General features: G+C 71.1%; 17 protein-coding genes and 2 pseudogenes. 7 read left to right on the forward strand and 12 right to left on the reverse strand.

Annotated elements, in window-relative coordinates; all coding sequences use genetic code 11:
* Positions 1–514 (forward strand): annotated as a pseudogene (locus tag EST92_RS31305) (transposase); the annotation flags it as partial.
* Here EST92_RS31305 and tgmC read toward each other — a convergent pair.
* The 3 genes from tgmC to tgmA are packed head-to-tail and all read right to left on the reverse strand — an operon-like array spanning position 486 to position 2,807.
* Positions 486–1,571, reverse strand: coding sequence for an ATP-grasp peptide maturase system methyltransferase (gene tgmC / locus EST92_RS07010; protein WP_129280072.1), 1,086 nt, complete (start codon positions 1,569–1,571; stop codon positions 486–488). The pseudogene EST92_RS31305 and the gene tgmC sit on opposite strands and share 29 nt — an antisense overlap.
* Positions 1,564–2,538 (reverse strand): ATP-grasp ribosomal peptide maturase, encoded by a 975-nt coding sequence (gene tgmB / locus EST92_RS07015; protein ID WP_129280121.1) that lies wholly within the window; start codon positions 2,536–2,538, stop codon positions 1,564–1,566. The genes tgmC and tgmB overlap by 8 nt, the downstream gene beginning before the upstream one ends.
* A 5-nt stretch (positions 2,539–2,543) precedes the next feature.
* Entirely contained in the window at positions 2,544–2,807 is a 264-nt protein-coding gene (gene tgmA / locus EST92_RS07020) for a putative ATP-grasp-modified RiPP (RefSeq protein WP_129280073.1), read from the reverse strand.
* A gap of 528 nt (positions 2,808–3,335) precedes the next feature.
* On the opposite strand from tgmA, the gene EST92_RS07030 reads away from it, so the two are divergent.
* Both EST92_RS07030 and EST92_RS07035 read left to right on the forward strand, forming a co-directional pair.
* Entirely contained in the window at positions 3,336–4,172 is an 837-nt protein-coding gene (locus tag EST92_RS07030; protein ID WP_129280075.1) for a helix-turn-helix transcriptional regulator, read from the forward strand.
* Complete coding sequence (locus EST92_RS07035; RefSeq protein WP_129280076.1) at positions 4,169–4,366, forward strand: DUF397 domain-containing protein; 198 nt, start codon at positions 4,169–4,171, stop codon at positions 4,364–4,366. Before EST92_RS07030 ends, EST92_RS07035 begins: the two co-directional genes overlap by 4 nt.
* Before the next feature lie 84 nt (positions 4,367–4,450).
* On the opposite strand, the gene EST92_RS07040 is transcribed toward EST92_RS07035, so the two are convergent.
* Positions 4,451–5,740: an alpha/beta hydrolase gene (locus EST92_RS07040; RefSeq protein WP_254068586.1), complete on the reverse strand. Its 1,290-nt coding sequence runs from the start codon at positions 5,738–5,740 to the stop codon at positions 4,451–4,453.
* A gap of 117 nt (positions 5,741–5,857) precedes the next feature.
* Here EST92_RS07040 and EST92_RS07045 point away from each other — a divergent pair, with 117 nt between their 5' ends.
* Complete coding sequence (locus EST92_RS07045) at positions 5,858–6,475, forward strand: TetR/AcrR family transcriptional regulator (protein WP_129280077.1); 618 nt, start codon at positions 5,858–5,860, stop codon at positions 6,473–6,475.
* 45 nt (positions 6,476–6,520) lie between these two features.
* Here the strand turns inward: EST92_RS07045 and EST92_RS07050 are convergent, their stop codons facing one another.
* The 5 genes from EST92_RS07050 to EST92_RS07070 all read right to left on the reverse strand — a co-directional run bounded on the left by EST92_RS07050 (position 6,521) and on the right by EST92_RS07070 (position 13,634).
* Positions 6,521–6,946, reverse strand: a complete 426-nt coding sequence (locus EST92_RS07050; protein WP_129280078.1) for an NUDIX hydrolase — start codon at positions 6,944–6,946, stop codon at positions 6,521–6,523.
* A 22-nt stretch (positions 6,947–6,968) separates the two neighbouring features.
* A complete protein-coding gene (locus tag EST92_RS07055; protein ID WP_129280079.1) occupies positions 6,969–8,327 on the reverse strand; it encodes a CHAD domain-containing protein in 1,359 nt (452 codons plus the stop codon).
* Positions 8,290–10,572 (reverse strand): RNA degradosome polyphosphate kinase, encoded by a 2,283-nt coding sequence (locus tag EST92_RS07060; protein ID WP_129280080.1) that lies wholly within the window; start codon positions 10,570–10,572, stop codon positions 8,290–8,292. The genes EST92_RS07055 and EST92_RS07060 overlap by 38 nt, the downstream gene beginning before the upstream one ends.
* Before the next feature lie 918 nt (positions 10,573–11,490).
* On the reverse strand, positions 11,491–12,537 hold the full coding sequence (locus EST92_RS07065) for an ABC transporter permease (protein ID WP_129280081.1): 1,047 nt from the start codon (positions 12,535–12,537) through the stop codon (positions 11,491–11,493).
* Positions 12,534–13,634, reverse strand: a complete 1,101-nt coding sequence (locus tag EST92_RS07070) for an ABC transporter ATP-binding protein (protein WP_129280123.1) — start codon at positions 13,632–13,634, stop codon at positions 12,534–12,536. The genes EST92_RS07065 and EST92_RS07070 overlap by 4 nt, the downstream gene beginning before the upstream one ends.
* A gap of 94 nt (positions 13,635–13,728) precedes the next feature.
* Between EST92_RS07070 and EST92_RS07075 the strand changes: the two genes are divergently transcribed.
* Positions 13,729–14,343 (forward strand): GNAT family protein, encoded by a 615-nt coding sequence (locus tag EST92_RS07075; RefSeq protein ID WP_129280082.1) that lies wholly within the window; start codon positions 13,729–13,731, stop codon positions 14,341–14,343.
* A gap of 129 nt (positions 14,344–14,472) precedes the next feature.
* Here EST92_RS07075 and mshD read toward each other — a convergent pair whose 3' ends face one another.
* Positions 14,473–15,411: a mycothiol synthase gene (mshD, locus tag EST92_RS07080; protein WP_254068588.1), complete on the reverse strand. Its 939-nt coding sequence runs from the start codon at positions 15,409–15,411 to the stop codon at positions 14,473–14,475.
* A gap of 153 nt (positions 15,412–15,564) precedes the next feature.
* Here mshD and EST92_RS07085 point away from each other — a divergent pair, with 153 nt between their 5' ends.
* The gene (locus EST92_RS07085; RefSeq protein WP_129280083.1) at positions 15,565–17,376 is read left to right on the forward strand and encodes a bifunctional metallophosphatase/5'-nucleotidase; all 1,812 of its coding nucleotides are present in this window, start codon (positions 15,565–15,567) and stop codon (positions 17,374–17,376) included.
* 95 nt (positions 17,377–17,471) lie between these two features.
* Here EST92_RS07085 and EST92_RS32015 read toward each other — a convergent pair.
* Both EST92_RS32015 and EST92_RS07095 read right to left on the reverse strand, forming a co-directional pair.
* Positions 17,472–17,956, reverse strand: a pseudogene (locus tag EST92_RS32015) (hypothetical protein).
* A 54-nt stretch (positions 17,957–18,010) separates the two neighbouring features.
* Entirely contained in the window at positions 18,011–18,892 is an 882-nt protein-coding gene (locus EST92_RS07095; protein WP_254068590.1) for an NAD(P)H-binding protein, read from the reverse strand.
* A gap of 299 nt (positions 18,893–19,191) precedes the next feature.
* Here EST92_RS07095 and EST92_RS07100 point away from each other — a divergent pair, with 299 nt between their 5' ends.
* Positions 19,192–20,586, forward strand: a complete 1,395-nt coding sequence (locus EST92_RS07100) for a DUF2993 domain-containing protein (protein ID WP_129280084.1) — start codon at positions 19,192–19,194, stop codon at positions 20,584–20,586.
* Positions 20,587–20,590 lie beyond the last annotated feature (4 nt).

Raw genomic sequence — 20,590 nt, forward strand, 5'->3', positions numbered from 1 at the left:
GATCCGATTGAGCGTCGAGCGCCTACCCGGCGAGGCGGCGCCGAAGCCGGTGTGGCTGTGGGCCTCGACCACCGGCACCGACGCTGACACGGTGGACCGGTGGTGGCAGGCATTCCTGCGCCGATTCGACATCGAGCACACCTTCAGAATGATCAAGCAAACGCTCGGCTGGACCGCCCCGCATGTACGCCACTCCGAGGCAGCCGACCTATGGACCTGGCTGATCATCGCCGCGCACACCCAGCTCCGCCTCGCCCGACCGCTCGCCGAGGACCTGCGCCGCCCCTGGGAACGGCCCGCGAAAAACGAACACCTGTCCCCGGCCCGTGTCCGACGGGGGTTTCGCAACCTCCGCCGGAAAGCGGCCCGTCCCGCAGCCGCACCGAAACCGAGCAGGCCCGGCCCAGGACGCCCGCCCGGTAGCCGCAACAAGCACAAGACCCGGCCGCAGCCCGTAGGGAAGACCGTCAAGCGAGCCGAGACGATCAAGGAACACAAACAGCGGCGAGGTTAAACGGCAAGGTCAGATCCCGTTCGACGACGTCCCACAGCGCCACGGGGCCGCCCTGGCGGACCGTCCAGGCATCGCCGACCGCGGTGAACTCGGCAAAGGACTCGCGTTCGGGATCGAAGAGGTACCGGAGCGGGGCGCCTTCGCGCGTCGCAGCGCGGACGAACTGTGCGCCCGGCGCAGCGAGCTGGGCGAGGAAGGCAGGCATCCACTCTTCCAGCAGGGTGGGCGGGACCTCTGCCTGTCGCTCGCTGTCGGCGTAGGCCGTGCGGGCGGACAGATCCCCGGAGACCGGTGGTGCGGCCTGGGACCGTGCCTGCATAAAGGAGGAACGGCCGGTGATCCTCCCCTCGGCAGTGCCGTCCTCACCCACGACTACGCGGGCCAGACCCGTGCCGTGGCCCCAGGTGCCGCCGACAGTGGCCAGGACGATGCCACCCGGCTTGGTCTGCCTGACCCAGGTGTAGGGGATACGGCGGACGGCACAGGTGGCGATGACACGGTCGTACGGGGCGCGGCGGGGGTGGCCGAGGAGCCCGTCACCGGTCACGGTCCACGTCTCGAATCCGGCCGTCTCCAACGCGGCGTCCGCGCGGGCCGACACGGCGGGGTCGACTTCCACCGTCGTCACCTTGTCTTCGCCGAGTCGGTGACACATCAGGGCCGAGGAGTAACCGGTACCGGTGCCGATCTCCAGCACGCGGTGTGCGGCTTCGACCTCCAAGCGCTCGACCATGTCCACCACGGTGAACGGGGTGGTGGAGGACGACGTGGGAGAGCCCGTTACGAGATCACTGATCTGGTCGGCGGTCAGGTGTCCGTCGAGCTGTGTGGTCAGGGACCGGTCGCTGTAGACGATCTTTGCCCACTCGGCCGGATCGGACCCGACCGCGGTAACCGGCCGCCACCGCCCGCCCTCCACGGGCAGGAACACTCCAGGGTGAAGGAACAGCTCACGTGGTACGGCCTCCACCGCGGCTCGCCATTCAGGAGTGGTGAGGACTCCGGACTTCTCCAGTCGATCGGCGAGGGCACGCCGCTCCGGCGCGGTATCAGTCATGGGTTTTCCCTTGTGTCAGCAGGTCAGCGAATGCGGCGGACATGTCGAGTCCGGTCCGTCCCTCCAGCCACCCCCATTGGCCGTTCGGATTCAGCTCCAGCCACCAGTAGTTCCCGTCCTGGTCCATGGCGAGGTCAAAGCTCCCGGATACCAACCCGAAGTGATCCAGGTGGGCCAGAAGTGCCGTGTTCATGCGGGCGGGCAGGTCCGTCACGGCGTAGGAGAGCGCGGAGTAGTCCTTGCGCCAGTCCAGAAGGCCGGAGTCGATGCGTACGGCGAACGCCTGCCGGCCGACCACCAGCACCCGCACGTCGGCGACCTTGTGCACGCGGGCCTGGAACAGGTGCGGTGCCACGCGCACGCTGTCATCGATCTCGGCAGCCGTGACCGGGTCCGCCCATCCCGTCACCGGGACTCCGTCCCGCTCGTACGGGGTCCACCGCAGCGTCTTGTAGATCACCTGGCCGTGGGCGGCGATGAACTCCCTCGCTTCGCTCGGCTCGTTGGTCACGAGCGTGGGCGGCACGGTGAGGCCGAGCCGCTGAGCGATGGCAAGTTGTGCGGGCTTGTAGTCGGCAGCGGCATTGTGGAGCGGGTGATTGACCCACAACGGGCCGTCGAGAGCGCCGCCGAGAGCGTAGAGGGTGCCTCCGAGCCCGTAGCGAACCTGCGCAGCCGCGAACCGCGCATCGTCCTCACTCAGGTCGGGGAACGTGGGCCAATGGGGACGGCGCCAGTACACCGCCCGTACGTGAGTCAGGTCAGCGGTTCGCGACGGGGTGCGCACCCGCCCGGCCACGGGGGCCGGGCGGGTACCGAACCGGGCCGAGACCGTCAGGCCCGCACCGATGTCGGAGGGGTTGACCCTGACCACCGGCACATCTCGCCGGTTGAGTTCGGTGATCACCATGTCGGCGGTGACATCGTCCGCCTCGGTGACCACGAGAACCGGCCTCTCCTCGGTCACGGTCATCAGTCCTGCGTGCTGTCCTGGTCGTGGCCTTGGTCGTGCTGCGAGTCCGAATTCGTGGTCGTGGAGGTCTCGGTACCGGAGCTGGTGCCGTGCTTGCCCATCTCGACCACGTTGCCGGCACGGTCGCGGAAGACGCCGAGCTGTGTGGCGGGGTCGATGGCGACCGTGGCGTGCGGGCGGCGAACGGTGGTCGGGTACGGCGCGAGCCGACCGGCACCCCATGGGCGAGTGATGGTCTCGGTCTTGTCGGTGAGCGCGATCATTGCGCGACCTCCTTCTCTTGTGGGTCCCGGCCCGGTTGGGCTCGGGGACGGTCTGAAGCCGGGGAATCCACTGCTCCCCTCTCCACCGGCACTCCGTCGTGCTGGGGATGCCGCCGCAGCAACACGCGGCAGTCAACGGCCTTCGTCTTGTCACCGCTGCGTTCGGCATCCGCCAATTCGGCCCGCAGCGTCCGGCACTTGGCACAGCTCACAGCGTCCGCCCCAGCGGTCCGTACTGCTGCCGCCGCGCGTAGTCCTGATGCATCCGTGCGCGAAGGTGCGTCAACGCCTCGCTGTCGTTGTCGGCCGTCCGCTCGTGCACCGATTGGTCGCCGGCTCCGGCTGTTGCGCCTGCCGGCTCGCCCGCGTCGGTGCGGTGCCGAGCAGTACGGCCTTCGGGGGGAGTGCGCTTCCCGGGCAACGTCCGCTCCTCTCTGTAGTCATTCCACTACCGGCGCGGTTCAGCGTGACCTAGAGTCAAAAGGTGTTCAACCTGTCAAAGGAGGAGGAAGCGTTGGTGAAAGCCCGTTGAATCGCAAGGAGTTGACGCCGGACCATAGCCCTCGCGAAGCGTTCGGGGCGCGCTTACGCAGCTCCCGGGAGGCACGCGGCTGGACGCAGGATGAGCTTGCCGAGCGGCTGGGGTATTCCAGTACGCACGTGTCAGCGGTCGAAACTGGTCGCAAGCCCCCGACTTTGCGCTTTTCGCGCAGTGCCGACCGCGCGTTCGGCACCGAAGGCACCGTGGACACCTTCGAGCGTCAGTGGCGCGAGATCCGGCACGGCAGCCTGTTGGAGGGCTTCCCGGAGTACGTCAGTCACGAGGGCCGGGCAGCGGAGATCCGGCTGTACGAAGTGGGCGTCGTCCACGGCCTGCTCCAGACCCCGGAGTACGCATCCGTGCTCGCCGGGAGCGACGTCAAGCGCGGAGCGATCACGCCCGAACAGGCGGACGAACGCGTGTCGCTCATAGAGGAACGGCAGGCGAAGTTGGTCCGTACTCCCCCGCCGCTGGTCTTCGTGGTGCTGGACGAGAGCTGCCTCCGTCGGCCCATCGGCGGACCGGCCGTCATGGAAGCCCAGTTGGCGCGGTTGGTCGAGTTCGCCGAGCTGCCGAACACTGTGCTCCATGTCGCCCCATTCGATATGGGGGAGCGCCGACCATTCAGCTTGCCGATCACGGTGCTGACGCTGCCGGACCGCTCGCTCATGTCGTACGCAGAGTCGTCGCAACGGGGCCATCTGGAGCGAGAAAGCACCTCGGTGCTGCCCATACTGACGGCCTACCATCAGCTACAGGCGGACGCCCGCTCTCAGGCGGAATCCGTAGCCATGATCAATGAGTTGCGAAGGGGCACCCCGTGACCGAATCCCCCCGATGGGTCAAATCCTCGTACAGCGAAAACGGCGGACAGTGCATCGAGTGGGCACCGGAGCACGCGGCGACCCACGGTGTCGTGCCGGTTCGGGACAGCAAGGACCCGAACGGCCCCGCTCTCGCCTTCTCTGTCTCGGAGTGGAGCCACTTCGTCGAGTACGCCAAGGGCCAGTCCATCTGAACCCCACACGCACAGCCGAGGGCCCTCCCCACGTATCCGGGGAGGGCCCTCGTGACGCCTCAGGGGCGAGGCCGCGGTGCCTCGTCACTTGTGGGCGCGGAGGAAGGCGGGGATCTCGTCGCGGGTCGGGTAGTTCGGCAGGGGTGCGGGCTTGTCCTGGAGGAATGCGGTGATGACGGCGGCGGCTCGCTCGCTGTTGTCGTCGAGGCCGTTCCACATGTGGTGTCCGACGCCGGGCATGTACTGCGTGCGCCGGATGGCCGGGTCACCGGCGAGGACGGCGGTCTCCCATTGACGGACCTGGGAGGAGCACTCGGCGATCATCAGCATCGCGGGGGTCCGGGAGTGCCGCAGCCGCGGGGCGAGGGAGGGCGAGTCCGTGACCGTCTGCTGGACGCGGAGGCTGGCGGCGGGGCTGAAGGAGAAGTTCCGTGCGGTGTCCTCGACGGGAATGCGGTGCGCGTCGCGTGCGCAGTAGGCGGATGCGGTGTCGCTGCCGAGATCGGCGGCGGTGAACGCGTTGTCGCCCTCGGCCTGTCCGATCAGCCCGTTGTCGGGGGTGAGAAGCCCGAGGCGCATGAGGCCGAAGGCGGCGGCGTACCGGGGGGTGCTCGTCGAGCGCGGTCCGGTCATGGCCGGCGCGAGGCCGCGCGCGGATTCCCGGCCCTTGTGCCCGGTGAGGCGCGCGGTGGGGCCGTCCATCGGGCCGGGCTCGGCGATGATCGCCCGGTGCAGGCGCGCGGCGACGCGCGGGTCGGCCAGAGCTCGGGTGAGTACGGCCCCGCCCGAGGAGAATCCGAGGATGTCGGGCCTGCCCTTGCCCAGGCGGTCGACGAAGGCGGCGAGGTCGCGGACCGACCTGGAGATCGTGTACTGGCCCATGGGGAGCAGATCGCTTCGTCCGCCACCGGCCTGTTCGTAGGTGTAGACGTCGTAGCCCTGTCGTGCCAGGAGCTGAAGGAACCGGTGGTCGAGCACCGAAATGGCGCGGACCGGCCCGCCGTTGAGGTACACGAGCGGAATGGGGTGCCGGGCGCCGGCGGGCGCGGGCGGGTAGTGGTAGACCGCCACTCGGCTGCCGGTGGCCAGTCGCCAGTGCTGCGTGGCGACGAAGGGCAGGGCGGGCGGGTACCGCCGTGTCATGGGCACGGTCGGGAGGCAGACCGACGCGGTCACTGCCGCCGCGATGACCACCGGCAGGAACGGCACGAGCCGCCCCGGCCAGGTACGGCGCCGCCCCCACCACAGTGCGGCAACTGTCGCGATTCCCAGGGTGGTCAGCCCTGCGGGGAGCCCCGAGCCCGCCCCGTCCGTGAGGACGAGGAGCGCCAGGAAGAGGACGACCGGCCCCGCGATGGCGGCCAGGACCGCCACCAGGCCACGAGCCCAGCGGACAGCACGAACACGTATGACGGACCTCGGCACTGGTACCCCCGGAGTTTCAGAACGCTGTTTCAAAACGACGTTATCAAAGAAGGTAGGCTGTGCGCCGTGGGTAGGCCGAGAACGAACGACGAGACCGTCAAAGAGCGGCTGGTGACGTGCGCGACCGAGATGCTCGCCACCCGTCCGCGGGAGTCGGTCACGGTCCGGTCGCTGGCTGCCGGCGCCGGGACGTCAACGACCGCGGTGTACTCGCTGTTCGGTGGCAAGGACGAGCTGATCCGCGAGGTACGCAACCGAGCCGTCGCCGGTCTGTTCCAGGACCTGTCGGCGGTGCCGGCCTCCGCGGAGCCGCTCGCCGACCTCTACGCGTTGGCCGCCGCGTACCGTCGATGGGGACGCGAACACCAGCATCTCTACACGGTGTTGTTCGGTGGGGTGCAATCCTTCGACCCGTCGGGGGCGGTCGGTGCCGGCGACCCCATCGGGCCGCTGCTCTCGGCGATCGAGCGCGGCGTGACGGAGTCCGTCCTCGCCGGCGAGGCGACGTTGATCGCGCTGTCGCTCTGGGTGACCCTGCACGGGGTGGTGACCCTCGAACTGGCCGGAGCCCTCGACGCCGCCACGGCCGAGGCCACCTTCCGGTCGACGATTCACGCGACGCTGCGCGGCTGGACCACCCCCGCGGTGTTCCGCAGCCTCCGGCGCGCCGCCCCCGCGCCGTAACAGTGGTGCGGCCAGCCTCCGTTCAGGCGGTTGCGGGTCTTCCGCTCAGCCGTCCCGCCACCCGAGCGCGGCGAGAAGGGCGGGGATCAGTTCCCGGTCCCGTTCCTGGGTGAGGCGGCGGCGGGCGGCGGCCGGGGAGAGCCACTCCATGCGGTCGACCTCGGTGCTCGGGGTGAAGGCGCCGGCGAGGGCCTCGGCCGCCCAGTAACGGACCTGCTTGGGACGGCCGTTGGCCACATAACAGGAGGTGGGCAGCGGCGCGCCGGGCCGGCAGTCCATGCCGGTCTCCTCCGCCACCTCGCGCACCGCCCCGGCCAGGGCGCTCTCGCCGCGCTTCAACTTGCCTTTGGGGTGTGACCAGTCGTCGTACTTGGGACGGTGGACGAGCGCGATCTCCAGGCCGTCCTCGGAGGCCACGCGGCGCCACAGGACGCACCCCGCCGCGCGTACCGGCGGCTGCACCACCGTCACGTCCTCATCCCCTTCCGCCCGGTCACGGCGTCCCTCCGGAGACGTCGCCCGTCCCCGCGCCCGGCCGCTCCCCCGCGCGCGGCAGCCACACCCGGCCGAAGGCGAAGCGGGCCGCCTCCACCTCGTGCCGCTGGTCGGCGTGCAGCACGCCGAGGGCGTACGCGGTGGCCGGGGCGATGCGGGGGGTACGGGCCGCGGCGGCGGCCGCGGCGGCGGCCTCCGCGGCGTCGCGGTGCCACTCCAGCGCCCGGCCCGCTTCCGCCAGCCGGTGATCGGCGTACTCCGGCGCGAGCACCTCCCGGGCGTAGCGGCTCGTCCGCACCAGCATCCGGACCTGGTGCCAGGGCGCGTCCTGGCGCTGGTCGGCGGCGAGCGCGGCGGCGTTGTACGGGTAGCCGGCGCGGGACAGCGGCAGCGCGGCCACCGCCTCCACCAGCCGCCGGTACGCCTGGTCGGCGAGCGGCGGCAGCGCCTCGGCGGCGGGCAGTTCGGCGTTCTTGCCGGCCAGCGGGGCCTCGGAGGCGAGCACGGCCACGGAGTCGGCGACGGCGTGGAAGCGGGTGGAGCCCAGAGCCTGGAGCGCGGCGGAGTGGGCGCGGGTGCGGGCGAGGGTGAGCTGGCGGTCGAGCAGCGCGCCGGCCCGCGCCGCACCGGCCGCCAGTGCGCCGTCGGGGTCGGTCTCGGTGGCGGCAACGGGTGGCGAGGCGGCGGCTGCGGTGGAGCGGCTCGGTGCCGGACGGTCCCGCCGGCTTCCCCGGGGGTCCCGCTTCTCGCGGGTCGCCTGGTCCCCCCGGTCGTCCGGGCCGGCGCGGTCGGGCCGCTCGGGCCGTTCCCCCCGGCCCGTCAGCCGCTGCAGGGCCGCCATCAGCCGGTCGCGGCGGGCCTCGCAGGCCTGTTCGCGGGCCAGGGCGCCGGACAGCCAGCCGAGTTCGGAGCGGAGCTGGTCGGCCCAGGCCTCGTCGGTCAGCGGCCGGTAGGTGTGCAGGGTGGCGCTGATCCGGCGGGCGGCGCGGCGCAGCAGGCGGGCCGCGTCGCCGGCGCCCTCGGCGTCCGAACCGCTCTCGCGGTGCAGCCGCAGGCTGCGCAGGAAGTCCGCGGCCTGCTGGTGCAGATAGCCGGCGAGGACCTCCTCGGCCGTGCGGGCAGTGAGCCCGGTGCCGAGGTCGGGCCCGGCGCGGGTGCCGTCCTCCCCGAGGCCGTAGGTCATCAGCGGTCCCTGGGAGGTGCCATGGGGGCTGCCGTCTTCCGCATGGGGTCCGTCCATCACTGCGGAGCGGGCTCCGGGCGCCCCGCCGCGCTCGTATCCGGTGCCGATAAGACCCGCCGGCCCTCCGGTCTGCTGGTCATGTCGCTGGGCCACGCCGGCGCCTCCGGGCGTCAATGAGCATTTCTTGTATGTTGCGCAGCGGCGCGCCGTCCGCGTCCGCCGCGTGCCGGGTCCAGTCGCCGTCCGGGCCCAGGTGCCAGGAGGACGTGGAGTCCGACGTCCCGGTCTCCAGCAGCCGGTTGAGTGCGGCGCGGTGTGCCGGGTCGGCGACCCGTACCAGTGCTTCGATCCGCCGGTCGAGATTGCGGTGCATCATGTCGGCGCTGCCCAGCCACACTTCGGGCTCCCCGCCGTTGCCGAACGCGAAGATCCGGGAGTGCTCCAGGAAGCGGCCGAGGATGCTGCGGACGCGGATGTTCTCGCTCAGGCCGGGGACTCCCGGGCGCAGCGCGCAGATGCCGCGTACCAGGATGTCGACCGGCACGCCGGCCTGCGAGGCGCGGTAGAGCGCGTCGATGACGGCCTCGTCGACCATCGAGTTGACCTTGATGCGGACGTAGGCCGGCCGGCCCGCGCGCTGCTGGGCGATCTCCTTGGTGATGCGCTGTATCAGGCCGTCCCGCAGGGACTTGGGCGCGACCAGGAGGCGGCGGTAGGTCTCCCGGCGGGAGTAGCCGGAGAGCCGGTTGAAGAGATCGGAGAGGTCCGCGCCGACCTGGGGGTCGGCGGTCAGCAGCCCGAGATCCTCGTAGAGCCGGGCCGTCTTGGGGTGGTAATTGCCGGTCCCCACATGGGAATAGCGGCGCAGCATCTCGCCTTCCTGGCGGACGACGAGCGAGAGCTTGCAGTGCGTCTTGAGGCCGACCAGGCCGTAGACGACGTGGCAGCCGGCCTCCTCCAGCTTCCGCGCCCACTTGATGTTGGCCTGTTCGTCGAAGCGGGCCTTGATCTCGACCAGGACGAGGACCTGCTTGCCGGATTCCGCGGCGTCTATCAGGGCGTCGACGATCGGGGAGTCGCCGGAGGTGCGGTAGAGCGTCTGCTTGATCGCGAGGACGTCCGGGTCGGCCGCGGCCTGCTCCAGGAACGCCTGCACGGAGGTGGAGAAGGAGTCGTAGGGGTGGTGCAGCAGGACGTCGCGAGCGCGCAGCGCGGCGAAGATGTCCGGGGCGGAGGCCGACTCCACCTCGGCGAGGTCGCGGTGGGTGCCGGCCACGAACTTGGGGTACTTCAGCTCGGGCCGGTCCAGCGCGCCGATCCCGAAGAGCCCGGTGAGGTCCAGCGGGCCGGGCAGCGGGTAGACCTCGGCGTCGGAGATCTTCAGCTCCTGGACGAGCAGATCGAGCACGCCCGGGTCGATGGACTCCTCGACCTCCAGACGGACCGGCGGGCCGAAGCGCCGCCGCATCAGCTCCTTCTCCAGGGCCTGGAGGAGGTTCTCCGCGTCGTCCTCCTCGACCTCCAGGTCTTCGTTGCGGGTGACCCGGAACATGTGGTGGGCGCGCACCTCCATCCCCGGGAACAGCTCCTCCAGGTGGGCGGCGATGACGTCCTCGATGGGGACGTAGCGCTGCGGGGAGGCCTCAAGGAAACGGGAGAGCAGCGGCGGCACCTTGACCCGCGCGAAGTGGTCGTGGCCGCTGACCGGGTTGCGTACGACGACGGCCAGATTCAGCGAGAGGCCGGAGATGTACGGGAAGGGGTGCGCGGGGTCCACGGCCAGCGGGGTGAGCACCGGGAAGATCTGCTGACGGAAGAGGGTGAACAGGCGGGCCTGCTCCTTCTCGGTCAGCTCGGGCCAGCGGATCAGATGGATGCCCTGGTCGGCGAGCTCGGGGGCGATGTCCTGCTGGAAGCAGGCGGCATGCCGGGCCATGAGCTCGCGCGAGCGGGTCCAGATCAGATCCAGCACCTCACGGGGCTGCAGTCCGGACGCGGAGCGGGTGGCGACGCCGGTGGCTATCCGTCGCTTGAGTCCGGCGACCCGGACCATGAAGAACTCGTCCAGGTTGCTGGCGAAAATCGCAAGGAAGTTGGCCCGTTCGAGGAGTGGGGTCGCCGGGTCCTCGGCCAGCTCCAGCACCCGCTCGTTGAAGCCCAGCCAGCTGCGCTCGCGGTCCAGGAACCGGTCGCCGGGCAGTTCCTCGCCGTCCACGCCCACCACGCCGCGGTCCTCGTACGCATCGGGATCGGCGTCGAGGTCGGGCTCCAGCCCGGGCACCGTCCCGCGGACCGCCTGCGGGCGGTGCGCGGCGATGGAGCCCACGGACGGCTGGGCCGCGGGGGCCGCGGCCTTGGGGGGCTTCGGGGTGGACGTCTCGGGCTGGACCTGTGCCTGAGCGCCGGGCTGCTGGTTCATGACCTTATTCTTCCGCGTCCCGGGGGTTCCAGGCGCGTCAGGAAGGAGTGGCGGCGCGACGTGGAGCCGGGGAGTCGGGGCGTTCGGCACAGCGGGCTGCATTCAGTGATGCTCGCAAGCAACATTGAATCGCCGGTAACGCGGATATGGCGGCCAGGCAAGCGGGGTGCTACTCCCCGGGGTATTCCGGGGGCGCCGGGCACAGGCCTCCGCGGGTGCCCGTGTGCGCCCGTGACTCTGTGTGCGTACGGCCGTTCCGGTGCCGTCGGCCGGGGCCTGGGCGGTGCGTACGGGCCGGCGGCGCCCGGAATCCGGACCCCGGCGCCGGGCTCTGCGGTGCCGCGCGCCCTGGGTGTCTGCCCCGACGCAGCCGTTTTCACACGCCCGATTATAGACGGGAAATAGCCCACCCTTTTTGATCAAGCGACGGCGCATGGGAATGAGGTGCGAGCCTCTCGATTTCCCCGTCCCTTACGTATGCAGTTTCCTGCTTTCTTGCCTGCGCGCATTCTCCGGCCGCGGACGGGGAGGCGTGGCAGGCGCCGGAAACCCGGCCGGCGGGGCGCGCGGGGCGGCGCCGCGGCGCTTTACGGGCGACCGCTCCCCCGCCGCCCCGTCCGGCAGGAGGCACACCGAACAGGTCGCCGCCTTCCGGCATTTGACCGCCGGACTGCCTGGCTTCCTCTTCACTCTCCCCGTCCGGAATTTCTCCCAGGGGTAAGGGGAGTGGGGCGGAATGTGCCGGAGCGGGAAATGCGTGCGGGGTGAGTGGGGAAATCTCCAAGGGGCGGGAAAGGACGGGAGATCCGAGGAAAGGACGGGAGATCTCCGCCGCGGCCCCGGGCCGGTCCGGGGCCGGTCCGGCCCGCCGTCCCCCCTGCCGCGCCGCCGCGCCCTCCGCCGTCCGCCGCCGCCCCCTCAGCCGTACCGGCGTCGCACCACCCGGAAGGTGATCACGACCAGCGCCGCCGCCAGCGCCAGCACGATCCCGGACTCGATCCATGCCAGCGGCCAGTGGTGCGTCACCGGGTGCTGGTCCATGTACTGGCCGACCACGTGCTCCCGGCGCAGGCAGCCGGCGAAGTCCTGGTCGGGCCGGCACGGCACGTCGGGCACATGGGCGCCGGAAGAGGTGTAGTACCCCTGGCCCACCTGCCAGGCGTTGTCCGGCAGCTGAGTGGGCTGATCAGGCCCGAACTTGGTCGTGACGATCGGCATCAGATACGGCCTGAGCTGCATGAACGCGTACTGGACCAGGGCCGTGGCGGCCAGCGTGACGCCCATCGACACCACCGTGCGGCGCAGCAGCAGACCGGTCAGCAGGCCGATCGCCAGGCCGAGCAGCGAGTAGGCGACGGGCACCGGGCCGAGCGAATGGAAGCCGCCGGTCGAGTACCAGTAGGAGCCGGACACCTCGTCGCCGCCGACCTGCCAGAGCCAGGTGAAGGCCGCCGACAGCAGCGTGGTGGCGGCGAACACGATCGCTGCGGGCAGCGCGACCTTCGCCGCCAGCCAGCGCACCGGGCCGACCGACTGGGTCAGTACGAGCTGGTGGGTGCCGGCCTCCAGCTCACGGGCGATCAGCGGGGCACCGAGGAACAGGCCGATCAGGACGGGCAGCAGCACCAGGCCCATCTCGACGAGGGTCATGGACGAGCTGTAGGCGTCGCGGAACGCGGTGACCGCGCGCTGGGTGCCCGAGCAGCGCGCCACGAGGGAGATCTGCGAACAGCCGGCGATGTGGTGGGCGTCGATGAACCCGGCCATCCGGCCGCGCAGCATCGCGCACCAGACCGTGCCGCCGACCGCCGCGGTGAGCAGTACCCCCAGGACCAGCCGGTGCTGGCGCCACACCAGCCAGACCAGGCCGCCCAGCGGTCCGCGGCCGCCCGCCGTGCGGGAGCGCTCCGGCGCGTCCGCGGTCCGCCCGCGCCCGCTCGCCCCGAGGTGTGCCGTGCTGGTCATGCCGCCGCTCCCTTGCCGCTGTGATGGTCGTGCCGTGTGCCTGCCGCGCCGCGCGGCACCTCCGCCCGGCCGCCGGGCAGTGCCCCCGGGCGGGGCGGTCCGTTGCGCGGCATACCGGGGATGCCGGGCTTGTTGCCGGGCCGACGGCGCAGCGGCGCCGAGACCGGCTCCGCGCTCGGTGCGATCAGCTCGGGCGCGTCGGGCGCGCGGAGATAGGCCAGCAGAAGTTCCTCCAGAGACGGTTCCGCGGTCTCCCAGGGCCCCGCGGCCACCGTGCCGTTGCGCCGTACGACCGCGATGAAGCGCCGCCCGGACAGCTGGGCCTCGACGACCGGGTGCGCGGCGACCTGCGGCGGCAGCCCCGCGCCCCGGTGCGGGCCCGTCACCAGGGCGTGCGCCCCGATGACGTCATCGACCTCGCCCGCGAGCCGTACCCGGCCGCCACCCAGCACCAGCAGGTAGTCACAGACCCCGTCCAGCTCGGCGAGCAGATCCGAGGACAGCACGACGGTGGTGCCGTGCGCGGCCGCCTCGGCCAGCAGCAGTGCCGCGATCCGGTGCCGTACGAGCGGGTCGAGATCGGCCAACGGCTCGTCGAGCAGCAGGAGTTCGGGGCGCTTGGCGAAGGCGAGGGCGAGCGCGAGCCGGGTGCGCTGTCCGCCGGAGAGGGCGGCGACCCGGGCGTCGAGGGGGATCCGGTCGTCGCGGAGGATCCGCTCGGCGCACCGCCCGCTCCAGCGGCCGGGGTTGAGCGCGCGGCCCAGCCGCAGCGTCTCGGCGACCGTCAGGGCGGGGTAGAGCGGCCTGTCCTGGGCGAGATGGGCGATGACGGGGCGGACCGCGGCGGTGGCGGGGGCCGTGCCGCACACCCGTACCGACCCCTCGCTGGGGCGGGCCAGCCCGGACGCCAGCGAGAGCAGGGTGCTCTTGCCGGCGCCGTTCGGCCCGACCAGGGCGCAGATACGGCCGGCCGGCAGCCGGAAGGTGCAGTCGCGCAGCGCCCAACGACGGCGGTAGCGCTTGCCGAGGCCGATCGCCTCGATGGCGGTGCGCCCCGAGGCCCGGCCGTCCACCTCACCCCTGACCGTCGGCCGCATCGCCGCCCCCCTCTGATGCATTCCACTAATTAAGTAGTGAAAGGGTGAGGGAAGTGGGCTGCACCTGTCAACCTCCACTGCGTACGCTGCCCGCGTGCCCCTGCCTTCCGTGCCCCAGACGCCGCCGCTGCCCTACACCCCCGACTACCCGATACGCACCGAACGGCTGGACCTGCGCCCCGTCACCCTCGACGACTTCGCCGCGATCCACGCCTATCAGCGCCGCCCCGAGGTCTGCCGCTACCTCTACTGGGGCCCCCTCGACGAGGCCGGGTCCCGGGCCTCGGTCACCGCCAAGACCACCCGCACGACGCTGCGCGAGTCCGGCGACGTCCTCCAGCTCGCCGTGGTCGTCCGGGCCACCGGCGTGCTGGTCGGCGACGTCACCTTCGTCTGGAACAGCCGCGAGCACCGCCAGGGCGGGATCGGCTATGTCTTCCACCCCGACCACGCGGGGCACGGCTACGCCACCGAGGCCGGCCGGGCGCTGCTGAAGCTCGGCTTCGAGGAGCTGCAACTCCACCGCATCCAGGCGGAACTGGACGGCCGCAACACCGCCTCGGCCCGGCTCCTCGAACGGCTGGGGATGCGCCGGGAGGGCCATCTGCGGGAGAACGAGTTCCTCGACGGGGAGTGGGCCGACGAGGTCATCTACGCGATGCTGGCGCGCGAGTGGCGCGCGCAGCGGCACCCCGCACCCCGGCAATGAGCAACAGCACCCCCGCACCCGGGCAATGAGGAACGGGGCGGACCACCTTGGGCCCGCCCCGCCGTCCGCTCATCCGGCGCCCGCCCCCGCGGGCTCGACGCTCAGGCCTCCGGCATCAGGTCTCGGATCTCACGTCTCCGATCGGTACATCAGATCCGTCTCATGGGTGGCGAACCCCATCCGCTCGTACACGCTCACCGCCGCGGCATTGTCCGCGTCCACGTAGAGCATCGCCGTCGGCAGCCCCTCGGCGGCCAGATGACGCAGTCCGATCGAGGTCAGCGCCTTGCCCAGGCCACCGCCCTGGGCGCCAGGCCGCACCCCGAGCACATAGACCTCGCCGAGCCCCTCGTCGGCGTGCACCTTGGTCCAGTGGAAGCCGACCAGCCGGCCTTCCTTCTCCGCCAGGAAGAACCCCTTGGGGTCGAACCACGCCTCGCCCTTGCGGTCGTCCAGATCGCGCTGGGTCAGCGCGCCCTGCTCGGGGTGGTGCGCAAAGGCCTCCGCGTTCACCTCCAGCCAGGCCGCGTCATCGGTACCCGGCTGGAAGGACCGTACGGACACCCCCTCGGGGAGCACCGGCTCCGGCAGCTCCAGATCCCTCAGCGGGCGCCGCATCTGCCGCAGCTCGCGGAACATCGTCAGCCCCAGGGTCTGGGCGAGGTGCCGGGCGGCCGGGTGCCCGCCGTGGGCCCAGACCCGCAGCCGGCGCCCGGACTGCTCCAGCAGCTCGCCGCCCAGCGCCCGGCCGTGCCCGCGGCCGCGGTGCCCCGGGTGCACCACCAGCTCGGCGGCCGGCGCCTCCACCGGATCGGTGTCCTCCAGCTGCCCGTACGCGACCAGCTCATCGGCCTCGGCCCCGTGCGCGTACACCAGTACATGGCGCACGCCGGGGCGCCGGCCCCCGCGCAGTTGCAGCCGCCCCTGCTCGGACACGGCGGGCTGCCCGTCCGTCCGCGCGGCCCGCTCGATCAGCTCGACCACGGCCGCGGCCGTCTCCGGCGTGATCTCGTCGACCACCTGGATCCTGCGGCCGACCCGGCCCATCTCCTGTGCAGCGTCAGTCATGCGTGAAGGGTACGACCCGGCCGGGTGCGGTGCGGGGCACCACCCGCGCTCCCGCCCCTGACCGGCAACCAGGACGTCACCGTTTCCCTCTGTTGCGCTACGCGCGTTGACAATATGCTGCCGTCCGCTCAGGACCATCCAGGAGGGGAACACATGCCAGCAAGACCTCAACGGCGCCGCACCATCAGCAGATTGACGATCGGCGCCGCCGTACTGGCCGCGGCCGCCACGGTCACCGTCACCGCCCTGCCGGCCGGCGCCGACACCGGCCACGGGGCCCGCGCCGGCCGCACCGTCGATGTGCAGCTGCTCTCCTTCAACGACTTCCACGGCAACCTCGAACCGCCGCAGGGCTCCTCCGGCACCGTCGAGGAGCTCCAGCCGGACGGCAGCAAGAAGAGCGTCGCGGCGGGCGGTGTCGAGTATCTGGCCCAGTCGCTGCGCACGGCCCGTAAGGGACACCCCTACTCGGTCACCGCGGCGGCCGGCGACCTGGTCGGCGCCAGTCCGCTGCTGTCGGGCCTGTTCCACGACGAGCCGACCATCGAGGCGATGAACAAGCTGGGCCTCGACGTCACCTCTGTCGGCAACCACGAATTCGACGAGGGCCGGGCGGAACTGACGCGCCTGCAGAAGGGCGGCTGCCACCCGAAGGACGGCTGCTACGTGAAGGGCAGGAAGTTCCGGGGCGCCGACTTCCCGTACCTGACCGCCAACGTCACGGACGAGAAGAGCGGTAAGCCGCTGCTCAAGCCGTACACCGTCTGGAAGCACAAGGGCGTCAAGATCGGCTTCATCGGCCTGACCCTGGAGGGCACCCCGGACGTCGTCAGTGCCAACGGCGTCAAGGGCCTGAAGTTCCATGACGAGGTCGAGACGATCAACAAGTACGCCAAGGTCCTCGACCGGCAGGGCGTGAAGGCGATCGTCGCGCTCATCCACGAGGGCGGCCTGCCCGCCTCCACCTCGTACAACTACAACTGCGACAGCCCCGGGCCCGGCGACGGGATCTCCGGCCCGATCACCGACATCGCCAAGCACGTCACCCCGAAGGTCGACGCGCTGGTCACCGGCCACACCCACCAGGCCTACGCCTGCACCATCCCGGACCCCTCCGGCCGGCCGCGCACCGTCACCTCCGCCGCGTCCTACGGCAAGCTCTACACCGACACCACGCTGACCTATGACCGCCGCACCCAGGACATCGTCCGCACGCGCGTCACGGCACCCGGCGCGGTCAACCACGTCGTCAACCGCACCCAGCCCAAGGCCGCGGACATGACGTCACTGATCGCCCGCTGGAACAAGCTGGCCGCCCCGGTCGCGAACCGTCCCGTCGGCCACATCTCCGCCGACATCGCGGGCCGCGGCGCCGAGGCCCCCGAGTCACCGCTCGGCGACGTCATCTCCGACGCCCAGCTGGAGGCCACCAAGGCGGCCGACAAGGGCGGCGCCCAGCTCGCCCTGATGAACCCCGGCGGCATCCGCTCCGACCTCGCCTTCAAGGCGTCCGGCTCGGAGGGCGACGGGGTCGTCACCTACGGCGAGGCGTTCACCGTCCAGCCCTTCACCAACATGATGAACGTCGTCGACCTCACCGGCGCCCAGCTCCTGACCGCACTCCAGCAGCAGGTCAGCGGCCCCAACGCGGCCTCCCCGAAGATCCTCCAGGTCTCCAAGGGCCTGACCTACACCCTGGACATGAAGAAGTCGGGCGCGGACCGCGTCGTCAAGGACTCGGTGAAGCTGAACGGCGCCGCCCTCGACCCGGCCAAGACCTACCGCGTCGCGATGAACGAATTCCTGGCCGGCGGCGGCGACGGCTTCCCCGTCCTCAAGGACGCCAAGAACAAGTACGTCGGCCCCTCCGACCTGGACGCCTTCACCGCCTACCTGACGGCGCACTCGTCGGCGTCCGACCCGCTCAGCCCGCCCAAGGCGGACCGGATCACGGTGGAGAAGTAGCCACGGCACGGCACGCCACGACATGAGTGCGCGGAGCACTCGGTCATGGCGTGACGGCTTCGGTGACGGCCCGGCGGATCCCCGCCGGGCCGTGGTCATGTGCGCTGGTCGCGCGTAGCGCCATCGGGCCACAGAATGACCACCGGCACTCCCGTACGCCGCGCGTAGGCGACCACATCCGCCGTCCCCCCGAACCCACGCGGGCGGGCTTCCCGTCCCATACAGCGATCAGACGGTCCACCAGGCCGACGAGGATTTCGCTCCCCGCCAAGTGGGCCTGTGAGGACGATTCGCTCCGGCCCGTGTGGTGCACGTCGACAGCCTGGTGGAGCAGCGCGTCATAGGTGGCGTGGTGTGCGGCAGGCAACCCGTTCCGGTACTGAGCGGCCGGAATCACCGCCTCGACTCGCCCACCGGCCGCGAGCACGGACTCGGCGAACCAGGCATCGGGGCCGTCTGCGAGGCACGAAACCCCACAGAGCTCTGTCGGCTCGTACGTCTTCACCTCTGCATCGAGACGCGTCCGCACGAGCTTCTCCACAGCAGCCGTCAGCCCACGATGTCGACCCTCGGACGCCAACGCCCCCGCACCCTCAGGGAAAGGGCCCCCTCAGAAGGAGGGCACCCCCTCACCTCAGGAAAAGTCCGCCACGTGATCCCGCGCCCACTCGGCGTATGTCCGCCCCGGGCGGCCGGTGACCCGTTCGACGGCGTCCGAGAGGGGGAAGGCCGGCGCATCGACCATCGTGCCGAACAGCCGGACCAGTTCCCGCGCGGCCTCCAGCGGCAGATGCGGCCCGGCCATCGCCTCGGCCGCCGCCTCCTCGGAGATCTGCTCCACCTGCGTCTGCCGGCCGATCGCCCGGCCGATCTCGGCGACCTGCTGCGCCGTGGTCAGCACCTCCGGGCCGGTGACGCGATAGGCCTGGCGCAGATGTGCGCCGCTGCGGTCCAGCAGGGCGACGGCCGCGACATCGGCGAGGTCGGTCTCGTGCACGGGCGTGCCCTGGGCGCCGGGGTGTGCCTCGCGCACGACACCGGACGCACGGATCGACGGAGCCCAGGCAAGGGTGTTGGTGGAGTAGTTGCTGCCGCGGACGAAGGTCCACTCCAGGCCGGAGTCGCGCACCGTGCGCTCCACGTCGGCGTGCATGCGGGCGATGTGGTTCGCGTCGTCGGCCGCGGTATCGGTCACCGCCATCGAGGAGTTGAGGACGATCCGGCGGACTCCGGCCGCGACGGCGGCGTCGACCAGCGCGGTCACGGCCTGGCCGCCGCCGGCCGCCAGGTTGAGGAACAGCGCGTCGGCGCCGGTCAGTAGCGGCGAGAGGTCCGCCGAGCCGGTGAGGTCGGCGCGGAGGACCTCGGCACCGTCCGGCAGAGCGGCGCGCGCCGGATCGCGGGTCAGGGCGCGTACGGCGGCGCCGTCCGCGAGGAGCCGGCCGACAAGACAGCGGCCGATATTGCCGGTTGCTCCGGTCACCACGATCAGGGGTGCGCGTTCAGAAGAGTTCATGTGAGGGCGTCCGTCTTTCGGTTGTCGCGTGGCTGCGGGAGGGAAAGGCAGGGTGTGGCGGAGAGACCATGGGCAGGGCTCGTTACCCGGGTCGGCAGGGCGAGGCGAGACCGGTACCGGTCAACGGCCTCGGCACCATGACGTCCCATCACTCAGGTCACCAAGAGGCATGACGGTAGTTCAGCTCCGCCCACACGCAAGGCAATTTTTCATCAAGGACGAGGCGACAACCCGCCCATAACCGACTTACTTTCAGGGCAACTTGCGTTCGAGGGGCCCGCTCATGGTGGGATGTACGGATGCGCACCCCCACACGCATACCGTCGCCCTCGCCCGCCGCGCCGCACCGCGCCGAGTCCTTTGCGACGGGCACCCAGGACGACCCCGCCGGCGAGACCAGAAAGCTCACCCCGGTCCACCCGGTCAACCCGTATGCGGACCTGGCAGCGCTCGCCGACCCGGAGCCGGAGCCCGAACCCGAGCCGGAATACGGCTCGTTCGATGCCGACGGGGTGCCCCGGCGTCGCACCTACCTCAACGAGCGCGACGACAGCGACGACCCGCTGGGCCTGGGGCTGCGCTCGGACGACGAGGTGGACGAGGGGTGGAAACCGCCGAACCACCGCCGCAGGAAGCGTGGCAGGAAGCGTGGCATCAGCCGCTTCGCGGCCATCCCGATCACCCTGAAGCTGCTGGTCGCCGTCCTGGTCGGCACCTCGTTCCTGGCGCTCGGGGACCGGTTCGCGGTGCTGTACGCGCAGAATGCGGCCGCGCAGAAGCTGAAGGACGCGCTGCATCTGAACGCCACCCCGGAAGTCGACATCCAGGGCTTCCCGTTCCTGACCCAGGTCGCGGACAAGCGCGTCGACCGGGTCAAGGTGACCATTCCCGACCTGGCCGCCGACCGGGTGTCGCTGGCCAAGGTCGAGACCACCGCGGACGACGTACAGCTCGACGGTGATCTGCCCAGCTCCATCAAGGGCGCCACGATCGGCACCATGCACGGCAGCGTGCTGCTCGCCTTCGACGACATGAACCGCGAACTGGGCGCCTCGCAGGTCAAGTTCAGTGAGATGGGGCCCGACGCGGTCCGGGCGGTCGGCCAACTGCCGGTCGCCGGCCATGACTTGCGCGTCCGGGCCCAGGCACACATCCGGCGGGCCGGCGAGCGCGGCATCTCCACCGACATCAGCCAAATGCGGCTGGACATCGGCGACATCGCCGTCTACCGCCCCGGCACCGGCAAGGAGGAGGGCCTGCGGCTGACCCGCAAGACCGCCGCCCAGCTCAGCCGGGAGGCCGCCAAGGTCAAGTCGATGCTGAGCATCCCGGCGATCGCCGACCGGATCGGCATCCCCAAGCCCTACATCCAGGACGCGCTGCGCAGCGAGGAGAAGCTGCACGAGCTGACCGGCTCGCCGCGCTTCATCCAGCAGCTGATGAAGGTCAATCTGGTCGATGTGGTCGCGGACCACCCCTGGCTGCTCCAGAAGGTCGGCATCGACCCGAAGATCCTCGGCACGCTGACCGGGCTGACCAAGCCGCAGCTCGCCGACCGGCTGTCGCTGTCCTTCCAGCTCCCCAAGATGCCGGGGGACGTCCGGCTCCAGCACATCTCCGTCGAGCGGGACGGCATCCGCGCCGACATCTCCGGGTCGAACCTGCCGTTCGGGGACGCGGCGAAGAAGAAGTGAGAAG

Origin of the sequence: Streptomyces sp. TM32 (assembly GCF_004122755.1) — a bacterium.
GTDB lineage: Bacteria > Actinomycetota > Actinomycetes > Streptomycetales > Streptomycetaceae > Streptomyces > Streptomyces sioyaensis.

What these genes read in the sequence shown, in the direction of transcription:
- EST92_RS07095 (WP_254068590.1), bottom strand. Translation starts at nt 18,892, where the DNA reads ATGAACTCTTCTGAACGCGCACCCCTGATCGTGGTGACCGGAGCAACC.
- mshD (WP_254068588.1), bottom strand. Translation starts at nt 15,411, where the DNA reads ATGACTGACGCTGCACAGGAGATGGGCCGGGTCGGCCGCAGGATCCAG.
- tgmC (WP_129280072.1), bottom strand. Translation starts at nt 1,571, where the DNA reads ATGACTGATACCGCGCCGGAGCGGCGTGCCCTCGCCGATCGACTGGAG.
- EST92_RS07065 (WP_129280081.1), bottom strand. Translation starts at nt 12,537, where the DNA reads ATGACCAGCACGGCACACCTCGGGGCGAGCGGGCGCGGGCGGACCGCG.
- EST92_RS07060 (WP_129280080.1), bottom strand. Translation starts at nt 10,572, where the DNA reads ATGAACCAGCAGCCCGGCGCTCAGGCACAGGTCCAGCCCGAGACGTCC.
- EST92_RS07100 (WP_129280084.1), top strand. Translation starts at nt 19,192, where the DNA reads ATGCGCACCCCCACACGCATACCGTCGCCCTCGCCCGCCGCGCCGCAC.
- EST92_RS07070 (WP_129280123.1), bottom strand. Translation starts at nt 13,634, where the DNA reads ATGCGGCCGACGGTCAGGGGTGAGGTGGACGGCCGGGCCTCGGGGCGC.
- EST92_RS07085 (WP_129280083.1), top strand. Translation starts at nt 15,565, where the DNA reads ATGCCAGCAAGACCTCAACGGCGCCGCACCATCAGCAGATTGACGATC.
- tgmA (WP_129280073.1), bottom strand. Translation starts at nt 2,807, where the DNA reads ATGATCGCGCTCACCGACAAGACCGAGACCATCACTCGCCCATGGGGT.